This window comes from Aeromonas sp. CA23 (assembly GCF_002587065.1).
In the GTDB taxonomy this organism is placed as follows: Bacteria; Pseudomonadota; Gammaproteobacteria; order Enterobacterales; family Aeromonadaceae; genus Aeromonas; species Aeromonas bestiarum.
The window spans coordinates 2,416,986-2,435,350 of sequence record NZ_CP023818.1; the positions used below are offsets into that span (position 1 = coordinate 2,416,986).

14 protein-coding genes and 1 pseudogene are annotated in these 18,365 nt (G+C 63.1%); 5 read left to right on the forward strand and 10 right to left on the reverse strand.

The annotated features are described in order from the left end of the window. Positions 1–183: 183 nt before the first annotated feature. The 3 genes from CK910_RS11480 to CK910_RS11490 form a co-directional block, all read right to left on the reverse strand. A complete protein-coding gene (locus tag CK910_RS11480; RefSeq protein WP_098983087.1) occupies positions 184–987 on the reverse strand; it encodes a helix-turn-helix transcriptional regulator in 804 nt (267 codons plus the stop codon). 17 nt (positions 988–1,004) lie between these two features. Then, on the reverse strand, positions 1,005–1,544 hold the full coding sequence (locus CK910_RS11485; protein WP_098983090.1) for a YbhB/YbcL family Raf kinase inhibitor-like protein: 540 nt from the start codon (positions 1,542–1,544) through the stop codon (positions 1,005–1,007). A 264-nt stretch (positions 1,545–1,808) separates the two neighbouring features. Then, the gene (locus tag CK910_RS11490) at positions 1,809–3,065 is read right to left on the reverse strand and encodes an adenylosuccinate synthetase (protein ID WP_042867442.1); all 1,257 of its coding nucleotides are present in this window, start codon (positions 3,063–3,065) and stop codon (positions 1,809–1,811) included. Positions 3,066–3,254: 189 nt separating this feature from the next. On the opposite strand from CK910_RS11490, the gene CK910_RS11495 reads away from it, so the two are divergent. Further along, a complete protein-coding gene (locus CK910_RS11495) occupies positions 3,255–4,175 on the forward strand; it encodes a LysR family transcriptional regulator (protein WP_098983093.1) in 921 nt (306 codons plus the stop codon). A 230-nt stretch (positions 4,176–4,405) separates the two neighbouring features. On the opposite strand, the gene CK910_RS11500 is transcribed toward CK910_RS11495, so the two are convergent. Then, the gene (locus CK910_RS11500) at positions 4,406–5,725 is read right to left on the reverse strand and encodes a TAXI family TRAP transporter solute-binding subunit (RefSeq protein ID WP_253852860.1); all 1,320 of its coding nucleotides are present in this window, start codon (positions 5,723–5,725) and stop codon (positions 4,406–4,408) included. A 183-nt stretch (positions 5,726–5,908) separates the two neighbouring features. Further along, a complete protein-coding gene (locus CK910_RS11505) occupies positions 5,909–7,048 on the reverse strand; it encodes a MalY/PatB family protein (protein ID WP_098983095.1) in 1,140 nt (379 codons plus the stop codon). 161 nt (positions 7,049–7,209) lie between these two features. Here CK910_RS11505 and CK910_RS11510 point away from each other — a divergent pair, with 161 nt between their 5' ends. Continuing rightward, positions 7,210–8,382, forward strand: coding sequence for an MFS transporter (locus CK910_RS11510; protein WP_042867448.1), 1,173 nt, complete (start codon positions 7,210–7,212; stop codon positions 8,380–8,382). 55 nt (positions 8,383–8,437) lie between these two features. Here the strand turns inward: CK910_RS11510 and CK910_RS11515 are convergent. After that, a pseudogene (locus tag CK910_RS11515) lies at positions 8,438–9,395 on the reverse strand (LysR family transcriptional regulator). A 109-nt stretch (positions 9,396–9,504) separates the two neighbouring features. After that, positions 9,505–10,260 (reverse strand): YciK family oxidoreductase, encoded by a 756-nt coding sequence (locus tag CK910_RS11520; RefSeq protein ID WP_043135552.1) that lies wholly within the window; start codon positions 10,258–10,260, stop codon positions 9,505–9,507. Positions 10,261–10,483: 223 nt separating this feature from the next. Here CK910_RS11520 and sohB point away from each other — a divergent pair, with 223 nt between their 5' ends. Beyond that, positions 10,484–11,491, forward strand: coding sequence for a protease SohB (gene sohB, locus CK910_RS11525; RefSeq protein WP_098983098.1), 1,008 nt, complete (start codon positions 10,484–10,486; stop codon positions 11,489–11,491). A 64-nt stretch (positions 11,492–11,555) separates the two neighbouring features. On the opposite strand, the gene astB is transcribed toward sohB, so the two are convergent. Next, complete coding sequence (astB, locus tag CK910_RS11530; protein ID WP_098983100.1) at positions 11,556–12,893, reverse strand: N-succinylarginine dihydrolase; 1,338 nt, start codon at positions 12,891–12,893, stop codon at positions 11,556–11,558. Between the two features lie 361 nt (positions 12,894–13,254). Here astB and topA point away from each other — a divergent pair, with 361 nt between their 5' ends. Both topA and CK910_RS24075 read left to right on the forward strand, forming a co-directional pair. Continuing rightward, entirely contained in the window at positions 13,255–15,876 is a 2,622-nt protein-coding gene (topA, locus tag CK910_RS11535) for a type I DNA topoisomerase (RefSeq protein WP_098983103.1), read from the forward strand. Positions 15,877–15,990: 114 nt separating this feature from the next. After that, the gene (locus tag CK910_RS24075) at positions 15,991–16,158 is read left to right on the forward strand and encodes a hypothetical protein (RefSeq protein WP_005312189.1); all 168 of its coding nucleotides are present in this window, start codon (positions 15,991–15,993) and stop codon (positions 16,156–16,158) included. Between the two features lie 73 nt (positions 16,159–16,231). Here the strand turns inward: CK910_RS24075 and CK910_RS11545 are convergent, their stop codons facing one another. Further along, positions 16,232–16,588 carry an MGMT family protein gene (locus tag CK910_RS11545; protein ID WP_043135974.1) on the reverse strand — a complete coding sequence of 119 codons (357 nt, stop codon included), beginning with the start codon at positions 16,586–16,588 and terminating at the stop codon, positions 16,232–16,234. Positions 16,589–16,656: 68 nt separating this feature from the next. Continuing rightward, positions 16,657–18,210 carry a methyl-accepting chemotaxis protein gene (locus CK910_RS11550; protein ID WP_098983105.1) on the reverse strand — a complete coding sequence of 518 codons (1,554 nt, stop codon included), beginning with the start codon at positions 18,208–18,210 and terminating at the stop codon, positions 16,657–16,659. Positions 18,211–18,365: the final 155 nt, after the last annotated feature.

Genomic DNA, 18,365 nt, shown 5'->3' on the forward strand with positions numbered 1-18,365 from the left:
TCTCGCTCCAATTACGATTTTGTAGGTTAAGGAAGGTGATTTTTTAGCGTTTATTTTAGTGAAATCGTTTGCAAGAGACATTGTAGGGGAATGCCGCGGGCCATATTGGCGCTTCGTCACACTGTGGAGCGAGGGGATGTGAGCCAGATCACCGGGTTACACGAGGTTACATTGCAGGTTGTTTTAGTAACTATTTACTTGGCGTTGAGTGTCCATTGAGGGACAGGTACGCAGATATTGGTGGGGAGTCAGACCGAACTCCTGCTTGAAACGGGCGGCGAAGCGGCTGGGAGAGTCATAACCGCAGGCGAGGGCCACCTCCTGCGGAGTGAGGGCCTGTTGCAGCAGGGTGAGGGCGTGGCTCATGCGCACCTGGGTCAGCAGCTGGCGAAAGCTGCGCCCCTCGGCGGCCAGCTTGCGCACCAGGGAGGCGCGGCTCATGGCGAAGTGGGGGGCTATGGTCTCCAGCCTGTGGTCGGCGCCCGGCTCCACCCCGAGGTAGCGGGCCAGCCGCTCCCCGAGCGTCATTGTGCTGGCGGGAAACAGCAGGTCGAGGGCATTGGCGGCCTGCAGCTCGGCATAGAAGCCGTGCAGCAGCTGGGTCTGGGTGGCCTGGCTCAGCGTGCGGCTGGCCATGGAGCAGACCAGCTCGAAGCAGAACGCCAGCGCCGGGCTTATCTCAAGGCGCGGTTCCCTGAGCCGGGTGGTCGGGGCATCAGTCAGCCACTTTGCGGGGGGCGGGGCCAGCAGGGTCAGGGCATGGGAGCTGAACTTGCCCTGCTCGGGCTGGTTGACGAAGGTGAGCTGGTGGCCTGCCGGGATCAGCAGCCAGCTCCCCTTGTCAAACGACAGGCGTCTATCCTGCCACCACAGCTGCTTGTGGCCCTGTTGTACCCAGATGATGGTCGGCGCATAGATGAGCACCCTGTGCAGCGGTTGCTGGCGGATCCCGAGATAGTGATGCAGTTGCAGCAAGGGGGCGCTCATCCGGCGGGCTCCTAGGCCTAGGGGGTGACGAAGGTGGCGGTCAGGGTGGCCTTGCCCAGCGCCATGGCATTGAGCATGTAGCCTACCATGGCGGGCGGGGTATCTGCCTTCACCTCGAGTGTGGCCTCGGGCAGTGCCCAGGCGGTGAACTGGTAGCGGTGCATGCCGTGACCGGCGGGTGGGCAGGGACCGCCGTAGCCCTGGCTGCCAAAGTCGGTTCTGAGCTCAAGGCCCTGTTTGAGTTTGCCGGAGACGTTGCTGGCAAGTGAACTCTGGTTGGCCGGCAGGTTCACCACCAGCCAGTGCCACCAGCCGCTGCCGGTGGGGGCGTCGGGATCATAGGCGGTGATGGCGACGCTCTTGGTGCCGGCCGGCAGATCCTGCCAGCTCAGCTGGGGCGAGCGGTTCTCCCCCTTGCAGCCGAAGCCGTTGAAGCTGAACGCCTTGTCCATCAGCTGGCCTTCCTGAATGTCAGCGCTCTTCAAGGTCATGGCAGAGGCGGGCAGGGCCGCCAAGCACAGCAGGGAGAGCAGAGTGGAACGCAGGGGTAATTTCATTGTGGTGCTCCTTTATGGATGACGGGATCCCGCCGAGAGGATCCTGATGACGGGATCAGTCTAGCGAAGCGGGGCAATTCGGGGGCAACCAAAAGGCTCAACATCGGGTTGTCGGTGGCGGATTGTGAGCCGAACTGCATCTAGGCGGGAAAAGAGTGGGACGGCGAGGTGGTAAGGGAGTGGGCGGCTTGTGGTGCGGCGGCCATAAAAAAACCGGCCTCATGGAGGCCGGTTTTGACATCTTGCTGGCAGCAGCGAGGCGGCTTAGCGCAGTATCATCTGCTCGCGGCCCGGGCCGACGGAGACCATGGGAACTGGCACACCCAGCAGGGCTTCGATGCGCAGCACGTAGTGCTGGGCAGCCTTGGGCAAGTCTTCGAACTTGCGGATGTGGGAGATGTCTTCGCTCCAGGCTTCCATGGACTCGTACACCGGCTTCAGACCGGCGGTCTGCGGCCAGATCGGGTTCTCGGTGTTGGCGCCTTCGTAGGCCACGCAGATCTTCAGGTCCGGCATGCCAGAGAGGCAGTCCAGCTTGGTCAGCGCGATCTCGTTGGCGGCCTGGATCTCCAGACCCTGCTTGGTGGCAACGGCGTCGAAGTAGCCGATGTCACGGGGACGGCCTGTGGTGGCACCGAACTCGTTGGCGAACTTGCGGAACTCTTCCTGGTTCTCCATGGCGGTGATCAGGGTGCCGGTACCGACAGAGGTACTGAACGCCTTGGCCACGGCAATCACGCGCTCGGGGCGCAGGGCCGGCAGGCCGCCACCGATACCTGCGTAGGCGCCGGAAACGTGGGAAGAGGTCACCCAGGGGTACTCGCCGTAGATGAGGTCACGGCCGGCGCCCAGCTGGGCTTCGAACAGCAGGGTGCCGTTCTGGGCCTGAATGGCCTTGAGCGGCTCGCTGACGTTGCAGACGGCGTCGATCCAGGGGGCGGACACTTCCAGCAGCCAGTCGGCCATTTCCTGGGCGGTCTGGCTGAACTCGAAGCTCGGGTAGAGGGCTTTGAGCTGCGGCAGTTTCCAGTCGAGGAAGAACTGGATGCGCTCGACCAGTACGTCCGGCTGTTTCAGCCAGCCGACCAGGATCGCTTTTTTCATGACCCGATCACCGTAAGCCGGGGCTATGCCCTGACGGGTGGAGCCATAGGCGCCATCACCCAGACGGACTTCTTCCAGGGTATCTTCCAGCGCATGGATCGGCAGGCAGAAGGTGGCGCGATCTGAGATGGCCAGTTTCGGGGTCACGCCGGCGGCTTTCACTTCAGCCAGCTCGCGGGTCAGCGGCTCCGGGCTGATGACCATGCCAGGGCCGAGGACAACCAGGCATTCCGGGTTGAATACGCCGCTCGGCAACTGGTGCAGCTTGAAGGTGCCCAGGTCGTTGACGACGGTGTGGCCGGCGTTGTTGCCGCCCTGAAAACGGATGCTGGCGGCGGATTGACCTGCCAGATAATCGACGATGCGGCCTTTGCCTTCATCACCCCAGTTAGCACCTACGACTACGATAGACGACATGACTCTTTCTCCTAAGACGTTAGGCGTCCATCCTCCCCCTAGGAGGCTGGGGCGGATTAGAAAAATTAATTATCTTTATAATTCCGATAAGAAAACCATATACTCGTGGTGAATTTACTGGCAAGACACCCAGTGTTGCCGCGCTGGCCCGCGTCATGGGCGCAGATGTGGAAAAACAAGAGGACCCCCATGCTGGACATTCACTGGCTGCACACCTTCGTTACCCTGGCCCGCCTGCAGCACTTCGGCCAGACCGCCACCGAATTGCACATGACCCAGCCCAACGTCAGCCTGCATCTCAAGAACCTGGAGCAGGCCACCCGGGTCAAGCTGATTGAGCGCAGCCCGTTTCGGCTGACCCAGGCCGGTGAGCGACTGCTGCAAAGCGCCGAGCGCGCCATCAACGAGCTGCTGTTGTGCCAGTCCGATCTCAATGCCCTAAACCAGCTGAGCCAGGGCACGCTGGCCATCGCCGCCAGCGACATCATCTCCCGCCTGCTGCTGATCCAGCCGTTCCAGCGCTTCAAGCAGGCCTTTCCCGGCATCGATCTCACCCTGTTCAACACCACCTCGGATCAGGCGGCCGAGCTGGTCAAGGCCGGCAAGGCGGATCTCGGCTTCGTGATGGCGCAAAAGCGCAGCGAACCGCTGTTCTACACAGAGTTGCAGCAGGTGACCTGGTGTGCACTGGGACACGGCTTGGCTCGCTGGCAGGCGCGGGCGAAAGCGGGTGAGAGCGATCCCCTCGACGAGCCGACCCTGATCCTGCTCGGCCACGACACCCGCACCCGCGCCCTGATCGACCCCTCCCTGCCCCTGCTCGGGCTGCCGACGTGCCGCATCATGGAGGTGGGCAGCGTGGACGCCCAGCTCGACTGGGCCGAGGCGGGCTTCGGGGTCGCCATAGTGCCGGACTTCTCGCTCCACCCGCGCCTCAAGCTCACCGCACCCGTGGCCCGTCTGACCGACTTCCCCGGCACCAGCCTGGGCTATGTGGTGCGCCAGAATCAGGTGTTGTCGCGGGCCATCAAGCAGCTGCTGCACTGGGTGGAGGAGGAGATATTGCAGCCCGACGCCCGCCATCAAACGGCGCCCAGGGCAGAAGGCTGATCAGGTCCGGCGGGACAAGCAGGCGGGATGCCCCTTGTGCGCCCGGTTTCACGGCGGGCACCTGACCGGCTTTGACTGGGTCGGGAGGGAAGATAGCGATCGGCCACAGTGTTGCAGCCCGTGTGCGCATGAGTTGCTACAGAACAAGGTAAAAGGTGCAAGGTAGCAGCTGCAATGCAAAAGAAGAGGCCACCCAGACAGGTGGCCTCTTTCGTTGGCGGTGGGTGAGATTACTGGGCGGGCACGCTTGCCGAAGGGGTGACCGGCAGGGGCTGGTTCAGGCTGCCACTGGCGGCACTGGGCGCAGCCCCTTGCGTATCGGCGGGCGCCGAGCCGAGTGCGGCCGAGGCGGCTTGTGTGGCAGCAGCGGCCGAAGGTGGCTCCGCAGTCACGGCTTGCGTGGTCTGGGCGGCCGAGACGGGCGCCACCGGCTGGGTTGCCACTGCACCCGAGGTTGCTGCCTGTGCTGCTGCGCTATTCCCGGTGGCCTGCGCCGCCGACTGGGCTGCCAGGCTTGCCGTCGCCGCCGAGCCCTCTGACTCCTGGGGGGTCAGGGATTCGGGGAGCAGTGATGGCGGCGGCAGGACGGCATCCTCCATGCCCGGGTGGCGCGGCACCTCGGCCTCCGCCAGCATGGAGTCCAGGGTGAGGGTGGTCAGCGCCGGATGCAGACGGGTGAACTGCTTGAGCCGTGCGGTCAGTACGTCGCGCACTGTGCGCACCTGGGTGTCTGGCAGGCTGTCCAGCGCAACCAGTTCGGCGGTGACGGCGAAGGTGTTGACGCCGCTGGGCTGGCCCGGGTAGAGGTTGGCACCGATGCGGCCGCGCTGGTAATAAGGGTGGTTCTTGAGCAGGCGATCGATCTGCTCCCCCTCGATGGGGATGATGCGCGCCTTGCAGCGACCGGTCAGATCCCCTATGCCCTGATTGGGGTGCCCCGCCACCATGAAGGCGGCGTCCAGGGTGCCGTCGCAGAGCCCCTCCAGCCGGTTGTTGATGGAGGAGGGAATGACGGGCGCGAAGCTGCTCTCCTGCCAGCCCATGGCATCGAGCAGGGCCTGGCTGGTGACGCGCTCTCCCGACCCCGGATTGCCCAGATCGACCCGCTTGCCTTCGATGTCGGCCAGGGTGTTGATGTTGCTGTTGGCACCGGCGAGCAGGGTCAGCGACTCCTGATGGAGTCGAAACAGGCTGCGCAGCCGGTCGTTGGGCGGCTGGCCCACGAAGGGGCCTGTGCCGTGGGCGGCGTGGTGCACCACATCCGACTGCACCAGCGCCAGCTGGATTTTCCCCTGGCCCAGCTCCTTCAGGTTGGCGAGGGAGCCCGAGGTGCTCTGCACGGCGCAGTGCAGCCCGTGGTTGGCATTATCTTCGTTCAGCAGGCGGCAGATGGCCCCTCCCGCCGGATAGTAGACGCCGTTGAGCGCCCCCGTGCCTATGGTGAGATAGGCCGGCGTGGCGGCGTGCAGGGGCAGCACCAGGGCTGCAGCCAGCCAGGGCAGGGCGGTACGAGACAGGGTCGACAGGTGGTGCAGGGCGCTTGGCAACATAATGAACCGGATCAATGGCTGATAAAAAGGATGGGCCAAGCCCATCCCGTCTGACATCACGGCCTGCCGCTGTTTGGCGCAGAGCCGGGTTTGCATGGCATGTGTCATGCAAACCCGATCTTATCGCTTATGGCGGCGGCTGGTGCAGCTGACATTCAGCCGCAAAAATATACCCTATTGCCATCAGATGCGAGTCTGGATCGCTTTCTCCATCCGGGCCAGCGCCTCGGTCAGCCGTGCCCGGGTGCAACCGAAGTTGAGCCGCACGAACTGGCCATCACCGAACTGGGCGCCGGGGGAGAGTCCCACCCCCGCCTGCTCGAAGAAGGCGATGGGATCCTCGACACCGAGCGCACTGACGTCGATCCAGGCGAGGTAGGTGGCCTGATGGCGCGCCAGCTTGATACCGGGCCAGCGGGCGACCGCCTGCTCGATCAGCGTCAGGTTGGCGGCCAGGTAGTCGAGCTGTTCGCTGAGCCAGGGGTCGCCTCCCTCATAGGCCGCCTCGGCCGCCACGAAGCCCAGCAGGTTGACGTCGGCGCTGATGCCGCGCATCGCCTGTTGCAGCTTGAGGCGCAGGCGGGCGTTGGGCACCACGGCGAAGGCGCAGCACAGACCTGCGATATTGAAGGTCTTGCTCGGAGCCATCATGACGGCGCAGCGTTCGGCCGCTTCCGGGCTGATGGCGCCATAGGGGATGTGGCGGGCATCTTTGTCCAGCAGCAGGTCGCAATGGATCTCGTCCGAGCAGACAACCAGATTGTGGCGCTCGGCGATGGCGTCTATGGCTTCGAGCTCGGCGCGGGTGAACACTGTACCGCCCGGGTTGTGCGGGTTGCACAGCAGCAGCAGATCCGCCGCCGGGGCCTGACGCTCAAGTTCCTCCAGATCCAGCACCCAGCGACCGGCCTCTTCCACCATGGGCACTGTGAGCAGGGGGCGATCGTTGAACCCGGGTGCCTGCAGGAAGGGGTAGTAGACCGGCTTGGGGGTGATGATGCCGCGGCCGTGCTGGCTCCAGGCCTTGCAGGCCAGGTTTAAGCCGGGTACCACGCCGGGCAGGAAGACGAGCCACTCGGGCTGGATGGTCCAGCCGTAGCGGCTGGCCAGACGCGCCATGATCAGTTCGATCAGCCGGGCAGAGGGGCGCGAGTAACCGAAGATGCCGTGGGCGACCCGCTGGGTGAGGGCCTCGACGACGGCGGGCGGCGAGACAAAGTCGGTGTCGGCTACCCACATGGGCAGCACGTCCTGTCCCTTGTACTTGTCCCATTTCAGACTCATGGTATCGCGACGATCTATTTCCCGGTCAAAATCAAACATGTGAAATCCTTATGCTGGGCAGTGGGCTTTCAATGTACGGGGTCGGGCGCGGGGTCGCAAGCCTTGAGGTGACTCTTGATAATGACATAAAATAAGCGACGCTATTTCATGCACTTGCCGAATTTTGGCCAGTTTTCTTCCCCCCAATCAGTGGTAATCCTATGAGCTTGTTGACCGCCGCTCTGAAGAGGTCGGATCCCGTCTCCCTCTCTTTTTTGGCCGTGACCTTTATGACCGGGGTGGCGGTGGCGCTCCAGGTGCCTACCTTGAGCCTGTTTCTAGCCGAAGAGGTGCAGGTGCGCCCCTTGCTGGTCGGACTGTTTTACACGGTCAACGCCGTGATCGGCATCCTCATCAGCCAGTGGCTCGGCCACCGCTCCGACAGCAAGGGGGATCGCAAGCGGCTGATCCTGCGCTGTTGCTTTGCGGGGGTGGTGCTCTCCCTGCTGTTCGCCTGGAATCGCAACTACTGGCTGCTGGTGAGCCTGGGGGTGGTGCTGGCCAGCCTGGCCGCCACCGCCAGCCCCCAGTTGTTTGCTCTGGCGCGGGAATATGCCGACAGCCGCAACAAGCGGGCGGACATGTTCAGCTCGGTGCTGCGGGCCCAGTTCTCCCTGGCCTGGGTGATTGGCCCTCCCATCGCCTTCGCGCTGGCCATCGGCTATGGCTTCGAGGTGATGTATCTCGCCTCCGCCCTGGCCTACCTCATCTGTGCCTTCGTGGTGTGGCGCTGGCTGCCCTCCCTGCCGCTGCCCACGCCAAACAGCGAGGTTGAGCGGGTCAGCAGCTGGAAGGATCCCTCGGTGCGGGCGCTGTTCATCGCCTCCACCCTGATGTGGACCTGCAACAGCATGTACCTCATCAACATGCCGCTCTACATCACCCGCGAGCTGGGGCTGGAGGAGAAGCTGGCCGGTGTGCTGATGGGCACGGCGGCAGCCCTCGAGATCCCCTTCATGCTGCTGGCAGGCTACTACACCCAGCGCTTCGGCAAGCGTCCCATGATGCTGGTGGCCGTGCTGGCCGGGGTGGGTTTCTACGTGGGGCTGGTCACCCTGTCGAGCCAGTCTGCGCTCATCGCGCTGCAACTGCTCAACGCCATCTTCATCGGCATAGTCGCCGGGATCGGCATGTCCTACTTCCAGGATCTGATGCCGGGGCGCGCCGGGGTGGCGACTACCCTGTTTGCCAACAGCATACGCACCGGCTCCATCATGGCGGGGGCCATCGCGGGGACTGTGGCCGAGATCTGGAGTTTTCACGGGGTCTTCATGGTGGCGACTGCGCTGGCGCTGGCGGCACTGGGCGCCTGCTGGCGGGTGCCCAATGTGTGAGGCGGGTCTGTGACCGGTTGGCTATGGGTGACGCAGGCTGCCTGACGGCTTGGGCTTACTTGTCGTTGTCGTTCTGATATTCGTTGCGCAGGCAGCGCAGCAGCAGCTCGGTGGCCGGCCCCAGCGAATCCGCTGACGGGGTCAGCAGATAGGTGTAGAGATGGCGCTCGTTGCCGCTTGCCAGATCCAGCGGCATCAGGACGCCGCTGGCCAGCTCCTCCTGCACCAGATGGCGAGGCAGCCAGGCATAGCCTCCCCCCCCCCCCCCCCCCCCCCCCCCCCCCCCCCCCCCCCCCCCCCCCCCCCCGGGGGGGGGGGGGGGGGGGGAGGCCGAGTTTGAGCATGGCGATCACTTCGTGATAGTGGGTCGCCTTCCAGCCGGTGTCGTCCGCATCGTTCCAGTCCACCGAGCGGTGAATGGGGGGATGCAGGCTTATCTGGTTGTGGCTGGCAAGCTCGTCGGTGGAGACGGCGCCGGCCAGGGCGGCGAGGGGATGGTCGGCCGAGCAGAGCGGCAGCAGGCACACCTCGTCCAGCGGCAGGCCGGTGCGATCCTGGGGCAGGTGCTCGGAGAGCATCAGATCCCCCACTTGCAAGGCGTTGAAGTGGCAGTGAATGCGTTCGTGCAGATTGACGCGGCAGCCCCGGCTGCGGGGATAGAAGTGGGCCAGCGCCCGATAGAGTCGCTCCCGTGGCTGCAGCACGGAAACATAGAGGTTGATCTGCGGCTCCCACTGCCGCTCCAGGTTGTTGGCCAGGTTCTCCAGCTCTTCCACCTGCTGGCTGAGCTGACGCGCCCGCTTGAGGAAGATCTCCCCGGCCTGGGTCAATACCGCCTTGCGCCCCCTCACTTCCAGCAGAGGCACCCCCAGACTCTGCTGCAGCTTGGCCACCGCATGATTGAGAGAGGATTGGCTCTTGTTCAGCGCCTCGGCGGCCTGGGCATAACCGCCACAGTCCACCACGGCCTGAAAGATCCGCCATTGCTCAAACGTGCTCTTGGGACGAAACATATCTCAACCTGATCAGGGATCGTATGTGGTAAGGGGCTGCAACGGGGTGCCGGCGGCACCCTATTGAATTTAACCCCATGCGGCGCAGGGTTCCGGTTATTTTGTTGATTTATTTGGGCTGGGCCACAAAGGTCTGGCCGGTTTTGCCACGGCTGTCGGCCCCCATCAGATAGAGATAGAGCGGCATGAGATCGGCTGGCGTCTTGAGCTGCTGGGGATCTTCCGCCGGGAAGGCGCTGGCGCGCATCTTGGTGCGGGTGCCGCCCGGGTTGAGGGTGTTGACCCGCACCGCCGTGTTCTCCAGCTCGTCGGCCAGCACCTCCATCATGCCCTCGATAGCGAACTTGGAGATGGCGTAGGTGCCCCAGTAGGCGCGGCCCTTGCGGCCCACGCTGGAGGAGGTGTAGACGATGGAGGCCTCACCGTGCTCCTTGGCGGTCTGGCGGATCAGCGGCAGCAGCGCCTGGGTCAGCAGGAATTCGGATTTGACGTTGACCTGCATCACCTCGTCCCACTCCTGCTCCTGAATGTGTTCGAAGGGGGAGAGGGTGCCGAGCAGGCCGGCGTTGAACAGCACGCCATCGAGGCGGCCAAACTGCTGGGCGAAGGTCTCGGCCATGCCGCGGTAGTGGGCGGCGGTCGCCCCTTTCAGGTCCACCGGCACTATGGCGGGCAGGGGATAACCGGCGGCCTCGATCTGGTCGTAGACTGCCTCGAGTTTGGCGCTGGTGCGGCCGAGCAGGATCACGGTGGCGCCGTGGGCGGCATAGGTGATAGCGGCTTCGCGGCCTATGCCGTCACCGGCACCTGTGACCAGAATGACCTTGTGCTTGAGCAGATCCCGGGGGGCCTGATAATCGAGCATGACAACTCCTGTTAACAAGTTCGTGGCAGATGCGCGCGGCAATAGAGGGGCAAGTGTACTGACCCCGCACGGCATTTGACCAGTATGAGACGGCAAAAATGTGAAGAAAATAGAGGGGTTGTGATTGCCGAGTGTGTTTTTTGAGCCACTGTCGCAGAGTTTTTGCGCGAGCCCGGCAAACTCCCTAGAATGTGAAAAACTCGAACACTGAGCGGAGCATCAAGTGGCATTTTTGACCGAATATGGCCTGTTCCTGGCCAAGACTCTCACCTTACTGCTGGCCATAGCCGCCGTCATCCTGATGGTGATCAGCAGCCGTCAGCCGAAATCCCGCAAGGGTGAGCTGGTGGTGACCGATCTCTCCAGTGAACTGGAGCAGGGGCGTTACCAGTTGCAGGCGGCGCTGGCCGGCAAGACCGAGCGCAAGCAGCTGGAGAAGGCGCGCAAGGCCGAACACAAGGCCCGTGCCAAGACAGAAGACGAGCGCAGCCGGCTGTTTGTGCTCGATTTCAACGGCAGCATGGATGCCAAAGAGGTGGCTTCCCTGCGGGAAGAGGTGAGCGCCGTGATAGGCGTCGCCCAGTCCGGTGACGAGGTGTTGCTGCGGCTAGAATCCGGCGGCGGCGTGGTCCATGGCTATGGTCTGGCCGCATCCCAGCTGCAGCGACTGCGCGACAAGGGCATCAAGCTCACCGTGGCCATCGACAAGGTGGCGGCGAGCGGCGGTTACATGATGGCCTGCGTGGCGGATCAGATCCTGGCTGCACCCTTTGCCATCGTCGGCTCCATCGGTGTGATAGCCCAGTTGCCGAACTTCAACAAGCTCCTGAAAAAGCACGACATCGAATTCGAGATGCACACAGCTGGCCAGTACAAGCGCACCATCACCATGTTCGGTGAGAACGACGATCTGGGGCGGGAGAAGTTTCGCGAGGAGCTGGGCGCCATCCACGAGCGGTTCAAGGCGTTCGTGGCCAAGCACAGGCCCCACCTCGACATAGACAGTGTCACCACGGGAGAGCACTGGCTGGCGAGTCAGGCCAAGGGGTTGGGGCTGGTGGATACCCTCTGCACCAGCGACGACTACCTGCTGGCCCAGGCCAGCCATCACAAGGTGGTCGGCATCAGCTATCGCAAGCCAAAGAGCCTGACCCAGAAACTGGGCCAGCAGGCGGCCCTGGCGCTGGAGTCGAGCCTGGGCCGGCTGTGGCAGCAGAGCCCCTGGCGCTGAGGCCTCGCTTGCACCATGGGCATGGAAAAGCCGGGCACTTGCCCGGCTTTTGCTATCCAGCGACTCAGCGCTGGAAGGGGTAGACGGAGCCAAGTTTCAGGATCTGGGTCAGCTCGTCCAGCGCACAGCGGGACTCCTGCACCAGCGCCGGGTCGCGCAGATCGTCCAGCGCCAGGCTGTCGCGGTAGTGGCGATCCACCCAGTTGTCGAGGCGGGCAAACTGGCTGTCGTTGATGAGGCAGGCCGGATTGACCGCCGCCAGCTCCTGATCGTTCATGGCGACCCGCAGCCGCAGGCAGGCGGGGCCACCGCCGTTGCGCATGCTCTGCTTCACGTCCATGTAGTGCACTCCCTTGATCGGGGTGCCCAGGGTCACCAGCTTGGCCAGATAGGCCGATACGGCAGGGTTGTCGCGACACTCTGTGGGGGCGATGATCGCCATCTCGCCGGAGGGCAGGGTCAGGATCTGGGTGTTGAACAGATAGGATTTCACCGCATCCTGCACCGACACCTCGGCAGTCGGCACCTCGATGAAGTGCAGCTCCCCGTCACCGAACTTGGTGCGCACCTCGGCCAGCGCCGACGCCGTGTTGAGGAAGGCCTGCTGGTGGAAGAAGAGCACGTTCTGGTTGCCTACCGCTATCACGTCGTTGTGGAACACCCCCTGATCGATCACCTCCGGATTCTGCTGGATGAAGACGGCGCTCTCTTCACTCAAACCGTGCAGACGGGCGATGGCCTGGCTGGCCTCCAGGGTCTGGCGGGCCGGGTAGCGTTTGGGGGCGGGCTGGGAGACGTCAAAGGCGCTGCGGCCATAGACGAACAGCTCGACCCCGGACTCGCCATAGGCACGGCACAGCCGGGTGTGGTTGGCGGCGCCCTCGTCACCGAAGTGGTCGTTCTCCGGCAGGTGCTGGTGGTGATAGAAGTGGCGATCGTTGTTGAACACGGCGCGCAGTATGCGGCCCGTCACCTCGGGTTCGAGGGAGCGGTGGAACTTGTTGGTCAGGTTGGCGGGGGTGAAGTGAATGCGGCCATCCTGGGTATCGGCACTCGGGGAGACGGTGGCGGCGTTGGCGGTCCACATGCTGGAGGCCGAATAACAGGCGGCCAGCACGGCGGGTGCCTGTTTCGCGGCCTGGGCCAGCACGCTTGCATCATTGCCGGTGAAGCCGAGGCGGCGCAGGGTGGCGAGATCCGGCCGCTCCTGCGGTGCCAGCACCCCCTGGGTCATGCCAAGCTCGGTCAGCGCCTTCATCTTGCGCAGCCCCTGCTTGGCCGCCTCCTTCGGATTGGACGCCTCCTTGGCGTTGCTCTGGGAGGCGACGTTGCCATAGGACAAGCCGGCATAGTTGTGAGTCGGGCCGACCAGGCCGTCGAAGTTGACCTCGAAGTGCTTCATTGCGTACATCCTTTCGATTTTTATATGGGTAGCGGTTCCTTCCGCGCACAAAGCTGCGGGATGCAGCCATTATAAGGAGATTTTGTCTTTTGTAACAAGCTGATAACCAAAGTGGTTTGTTATGTTACAAGAGCGGTTGGTTATGTCGTTTCAAATATAAAAAGGGGGTGGATATAGCATAAAAATAAAAAAGCGGTTGCTTCCCGCGGCTCGGCTTCGCATTAATAAATAAAGAGGTCAGCTGGTTCGGGCGGGTGAGCTAATTTGCTCACAAGATTGCTTTTTCGCGTCAAATCTCTTATACAGCCCCACAAAACCGCACACCAACCCCGTCGGGTGCAATGAGGATAATAGTTACAGCATGGGCAAATCACTGGTCATAGTGGAGTCTCCGGCCAAGGCCAAGACCATCAACAAATATTTGGGCAAGGACTACGTGGTGAAATCCAGCGTCGGTCATGTTCGCGATCTGCCCACCAGTGGCAGCGCCAGCAACGAGCCCAAAAAACCTGTCATTCGCGGCATCAAGCTGAGCGAATCAGAGAAGGCTGCCAAGGATCGCAATGCCCTGTTCTCCCGGATGGGGATCAATCCGACCGCAGGCTGGCAGGCCAACTACCAGATTTTGCCCGGCAAAGAGAAAGTGGTCAGTGAGTTGCAAAGTCTGGCCGCCAAGGCTGACACCATCTATCTCGCAACCGACTTGGATAGAGAGGGAGAGGCGATCGCCTGGCACTTGCGCGAGATCATCGGTGGTGACGACAGCCGCTACAAGCGGGTGGTGTTCAACGAGATCACCAAGACCGCGATTCAGGAGGCGTTTGCCCAGCCATCCGAGCTGAACATCCACCGCGTCAATGCCCAGCAGGCTCGTCGTTTCCTCGACCGGGTAGTGGGCTATATGGTCTCCCCCCTGCTGTGGAAGAAGCTGGCTCGCGGTCTCTCCGCCGGCCGGGTGCAGTCCGTTGCAGTGCGTCTCATCGTCGATAAAGAGCGCGAGATCAAGGCGTTCGTGCCGGTGGAGTTCTGGGATCTCAACGCCGACCTGCTGACCGGTGACAAGGCCGACCTGCGCATGGAAGTGGTCAGCCGCAACGGCGCCGATTTCAAGCCGGTCACCCAGGCCGAGACCTTTGCCGCCGTGGCCGCCCTGGAAGGGGTCGACTACAAGGTGGTGAACCGGGAAGACAAGCCGACCGGCTCCAAGCCGTCCGCCCCCTTCATTACCTCCACCCTGCAACAGGCGGCATCGACCCGTCTGAGCTTCGGGGTGAAGAAGACCATGATGATGGCCCAGCGTCTGTATGAAGCGGGCTACATCACCTACATGCGTACCGACTCCACCAACCTCAGCAAAGAGGCGGTCGAGGCGCTGCGGGAATATATCGGCGAGCAGTATGGCGCCGCCTATCTGCCGAGCGAACCGAATCTCTACGGCTCCAAGGCCGGCGCCCAGGAGGCTCACGAGGCGATCCGTCCCTCCAGCGTGCTGGTCACGGCCGAGATGCTGGAAGGCATGGAGCCGGATGCGATGCGGCTCTATGACCTGATCTGGCGTCAATTTGTCGCCTGCCAGATGACCCCGGCCCAGTACGACTCCTCCACCCTGACCGTCAAGGCCGGTGAGTTCGAGTTGAAGGCCCGTGGTCGCACCCTGCGCTTCGCCGGTTGGACCAAGGCGCTGCCACCCATGGGTCGCAAGGGCGACGACAGCCAGCTGCCGGCGGTGACGGTGGGCGAGATCCTCAAACTGGTCAAGCTGGATCCCCGTCAGCACTTCACCAAGCCGCCTGCGCGTTTCACCGAAGCGGCCCTGGTGCGCGAGCTGGAAAAACGCGGCATCGGCCGTCCTTCCACCTACGCCTCCATCATCTCCACTATCGTGGATCGCGGTTATGTGCGGGTCGAGAGCCGTCGTTTCTTCGCCGAGAAGATGGGTGAAATCGTCACCGACCGGCTGGTCGAGAACTTCGTCGAGCTGATGAACTACGAGTTCACCGCCAAGATGGAAGACAAGCTCGATGGCATAGCCGAAGGCAGCCTGGAGTGGAAGAAGGTGCTGGACGCCTTCTACGAAGAATTTACCCAGGAGCTGGCAAAAGCGGATCGGGACGCGGAAGAGGGGGGCATGCGTGCCAACCAGATGGTGCTGACCGACATCGACTGCCCGGATTGCGGCCGCAAGATGGGCATTCGTACCGCCACCACAGGCGTCTTCCTCGGCTGTTCCGGTTACGCCCTGCCGCCGAAAGAGCGCTGCAAGAAGACCATCAACCTGGTCTCCGCCGACGAATTCGTCTCCGCCACCGACGGTGACGAGGCCGAAACCGAGGCGCTGCGCGCCAAGCATCGCTGCGGCATCTGTGGCACCGCCATGGACGCCTACATCATCGACGACAGCCGCAAGCTGCACGTCTGTGGTCGCAACCCGGATTGCGACGGTTACGAGATCGAGAAGGGCCAGTTCAAGCTCAAGGGCTACGAAGGGCCGAGCATAGAGTGCGATCGCTGCGGATCCGAGATGCAGCTCAAGAACGGCCGTTTCGGCAAGTACATGGGTTGCACCAGCGAGACTTGCAAGAACACCCGCAAGATCCTGAAAAACGGCGATATAGCGCCGCCGAAGGAAGACCCTGTACCGCTGCCCGAGCTCAAGTGTACCCAGTCCGACGCACACTTCGTGCTGCGTGACGGGGCGGCCGGCCTGTTCCTGGCCGCCAGCAACTTCCCGAAATCCCGCGAGACTCGTGCACCCCTGGTGGAAGAGCTCAAGCGCTTCAAGGATCGCCTCTCGCCCAAGCACCAGTACCTGGCCGACGCCCCGGCGTCAGATCCTGACGGTAACGCCTCCATCGTGCGCTTCAGTCGCAAGACCAAGGAGCAGTACGTGATGACCGAGGTCAACGGCAAGGCAACGGGCTGGACGGCGCACTACGACAACGGCAAGTGGCAGGAGAGCCTGGCCAAGTCGAAGAAGGCCTGATGGCGCGCAGTTCACACTATGATGAAAGAGGCCCCTTGCTGGGGCCTTTTTGTTGGGAGATGGCGGTATACTGAAACCGCTGCAAGGATGGCAGCGCTGTACACGGAGGTTGTGATGGAGATTAACGAGATCCGGCCGGGAATGACCTGTCTGACCCGGGAAGGGACTGCCTATGTGCTGGAGGTGGACAGGCAGAGTCTGCTGGTGTTGTTGCAACGGGAGTATGAAACCATACCCGTGCAGGTGCGCAGCGACGAGATCCTGGCTCCTCTCACGCTGTGATGTATCAGGAGGCAAGGCGTCATGGGCGCTCTTTGGCTCAACAAAACGTCATGAGAAGCCGTGACACCCTGGTTTAAAAGGGAATGAGGAATAGCAGCTCGGCCAGGTCGGGCTGCCATTGCCACTCCCGCATCCTGACCCGCCCGCCTACCACAGGCACTCCCTCCTGCTGCAATCGCCCCGTTTGTTCCGTGAAGCCTGTCGACCCTTTTGGCAGTGAAATGGTGCCACCTGCGCCCAGCACGCGATGCCAGGGCAGCACCTTGTCCGTTTCCCGCAGTACCTTGCCCACCAGCCGGGCCCGACCGGGCAGTCCAGCCAGATCCGCCACCTGACCATAGCTGACCACCTTGCCGGCCGGGATCAGGGCGAGGATCGCCTCGATGCGGGCGACCTTGTTCAGGGTGACAGGGGCTGGCTCCATTCTCATGGGTCATGACTCTCCAGAAACAATAGAAGCGCCATTGTGGCGCTTCTATTGTGGGGGTGGCAACCGCTTCAACCAAAGGTCTGACTGAGCCCCTTGAGCTGTTTGGTGCGCTCCAGCAACTCCTGACTGGAGTCGTCGACCTCCTGCATCTTTTGGCTGTTGGCGTGGGAGTACTGGGAGATCTGGTTGATGCTGCGGCTGATCTCCTCCACCACCGCCTGCTGTTGCTCGGCGGCGGCGGCGATCTGGGTGGAGTGTTCCGTGACCAGCTCTATCTCTTCCAGCACAGAGTGCAGGCTGCTGGCGCCCTGGCGGGTCATCTCGGCGCATTCGCGGGTCTGCTGCAGGTTCTCCTGCATCATCCCCTTCCAGCGTCCCAGGGTGTGCTGGATCTGCTGTATGCTGCCCTGGATCTGCTCGGTCGCCTTGTGGGTGCGAGTTGACAGGGTGCGCACCTCGTCGGCCACCACCGCAAAGCCGCGGCCCTGCTCACCGGCCCGCGCCGCCTCGATGGCGGCGTTGAGGGCCAGCAGGTTGGTCTGATCGGCTATGCCCTGGATCTCGCCCATCACGCTGCCGATCCGCTCCGACTCGCTGGCCAGCGCCACCGCCGAGTTGAACGCCAGCTCCGCCTGTCTGGCGAGCTGCTCGATGCGTTGCTCGGTCTGGCTCAGCTGTTGATTGGTGTGTTCGCAGCGGCTGCGGGCCTCGTTGACCTGACCGTTGGAGTCCTGGATGTTGTGGGCTATCTCGTGGGCCGTGCTGGCCATCTGGGTCATGGCGGCAGCCATCTGCTGGGTCTGGGCATCCTGCTCGTTGATGTCGAGGCAGGCCTGATGGGACGCCTGTTTCAGCTTGGTAGCCAGGGTCTGCAGCGGCTGGGTCGCATCGTTGACCCGGCCCAGCACGGTGCGGATGCGGGCCTGCAGCATCTTGATGTGAAAGTCGGCGATGGCGCCGGGGCCGTCGCCCGAGTAAACCAGCCGGGTCAGGCTGTCGTATTCGCGGCCGAGCTGCTGCAGGTAGAGCGGCAGGGCGAAGAGCTCGCGCCAGCAAGCGCCGCCTATGAGCAGCAGGGGCAGCAGCATCAGCAGGGCTGTCATGGGGCCCTGACTGCTGAAGGCCCAGCCAAACAGACCGAGCAACAGCAGGCCCAGCACAGGCAGGCGCACGCGGGCTAGGGAGGGGAGGCTGCTGGCCGAGCCGCGCTCCGCCTTGAGCAGGGCCTGATAGGTCTGGCTGGCGACGCGCTTGAGCTGGGGTTCAGGTTTGCAGCGCACCGACTGGTAACCGCTGACCCTGCCCCCCTCGTAGATGGGGGTCACATAGGCATCGACCCAGTAGTAGCGGCCATCCTTGCAGCGGTTCTTCACCATGCCGCGCCAGGGCTTGCCCTCCTTGAGGCGGGCCCAGAGATCGGCGAAGGCGGCCTTGGGCATGTCGGGGTGGCGCACCAGGTTGTGGTTGTGGCCGACCAGTTCTTCAACGGGGTAGCCGGCGATGCGACAGAAGGCGGGGTTGGCGTAGGTGATCACCCCGCGCAGGTCCGTGGTGGAAACCAGTTGTTCGTCGGCAGGAAACTCCACTTCGCTGTCCAGGGTATGGACGTCTCTGCGAGTCATAGGGATAGGCTCCGATGTTCTTGTTGATAGTTTTATCGTTGTTATTGTGGCAGATCCGGGCGTGGTTGCAGGTGCCTGTCAGGGTGCGCCAAGTCGGCTTCATAGGGGGCTGAATTTTGCCAACAATGGCGGATGAATGGTAGGGGAAAGTTGGT

Coding starts and splice junctions, on each gene's coding strand:
- CK910_RS11480 (WP_098983087.1), bottom strand. CDS start 987: ATGAGCGCCCCCTTGCTGCAACTGCATCACTATCTCGGGATCCGCCAG.
- CK910_RS11485 (WP_098983090.1), bottom strand. CDS start 1,544: ATGAAATTACCCCTGCGTTCCACTCTGCTCTCCCTGCTGTGCTTGGCG.
- CK910_RS11490 (WP_042867442.1), bottom strand. CDS start 3,065: ATGTCGTCTATCGTAGTCGTAGGTGCTAACTGGGGTGATGAAGGCAAA.
- CK910_RS11495 (WP_098983093.1), top strand. CDS start 3,255: ATGCTGGACATTCACTGGCTGCACACCTTCGTTACCCTGGCCCGCCTG.
- CK910_RS11500 (WP_253852860.1), bottom strand. CDS start 5,725: ATGTTGCCAAGCGCCCTGCACCACCTGTCGACCCTGTCTCGTACCGCC.
- CK910_RS11505 (WP_098983095.1), bottom strand. CDS start 7,048: ATGTTTGATTTTGACCGGGAAATAGATCGTCGCGATACCATGAGTCTG.
- CK910_RS11510 (WP_042867448.1), top strand. CDS start 7,210: ATGAGCTTGTTGACCGCCGCTCTGAAGAGGTCGGATCCCGTCTCCCTC.
- CK910_RS11520 (WP_043135552.1), bottom strand. CDS start 10,260: ATGCTCGATTATCAGGCCCCCCGGGATCTGCTCAAGCACAAGGTCATT.
- astB (WP_098983100.1), bottom strand. CDS start 12,893: ATGAAGCACTTCGAGGTCAACTTCGACGGCCTGGTCGGCCCGACTCAC.
- topA (WP_098983103.1), top strand. CDS start 13,255: ATGGGCAAATCACTGGTCATAGTGGAGTCTCCGGCCAAGGCCAAGACC.
- CK910_RS24075 (WP_005312189.1), top strand. CDS start 15,991: ATGGAGATTAACGAGATCCGGCCGGGAATGACCTGTCTGACCCGGGAA.
- CK910_RS11545 (WP_043135974.1), bottom strand. CDS start 16,588: ATGAGAATGGAGCCAGCCCCTGTCACCCTGAACAAGGTCGCCCGCATC.
- CK910_RS11550 (WP_098983105.1), bottom strand. CDS start 18,210: ATGACTCGCAGAGACGTCCATACCCTGGACAGCGAAGTGGAGTTTCCT.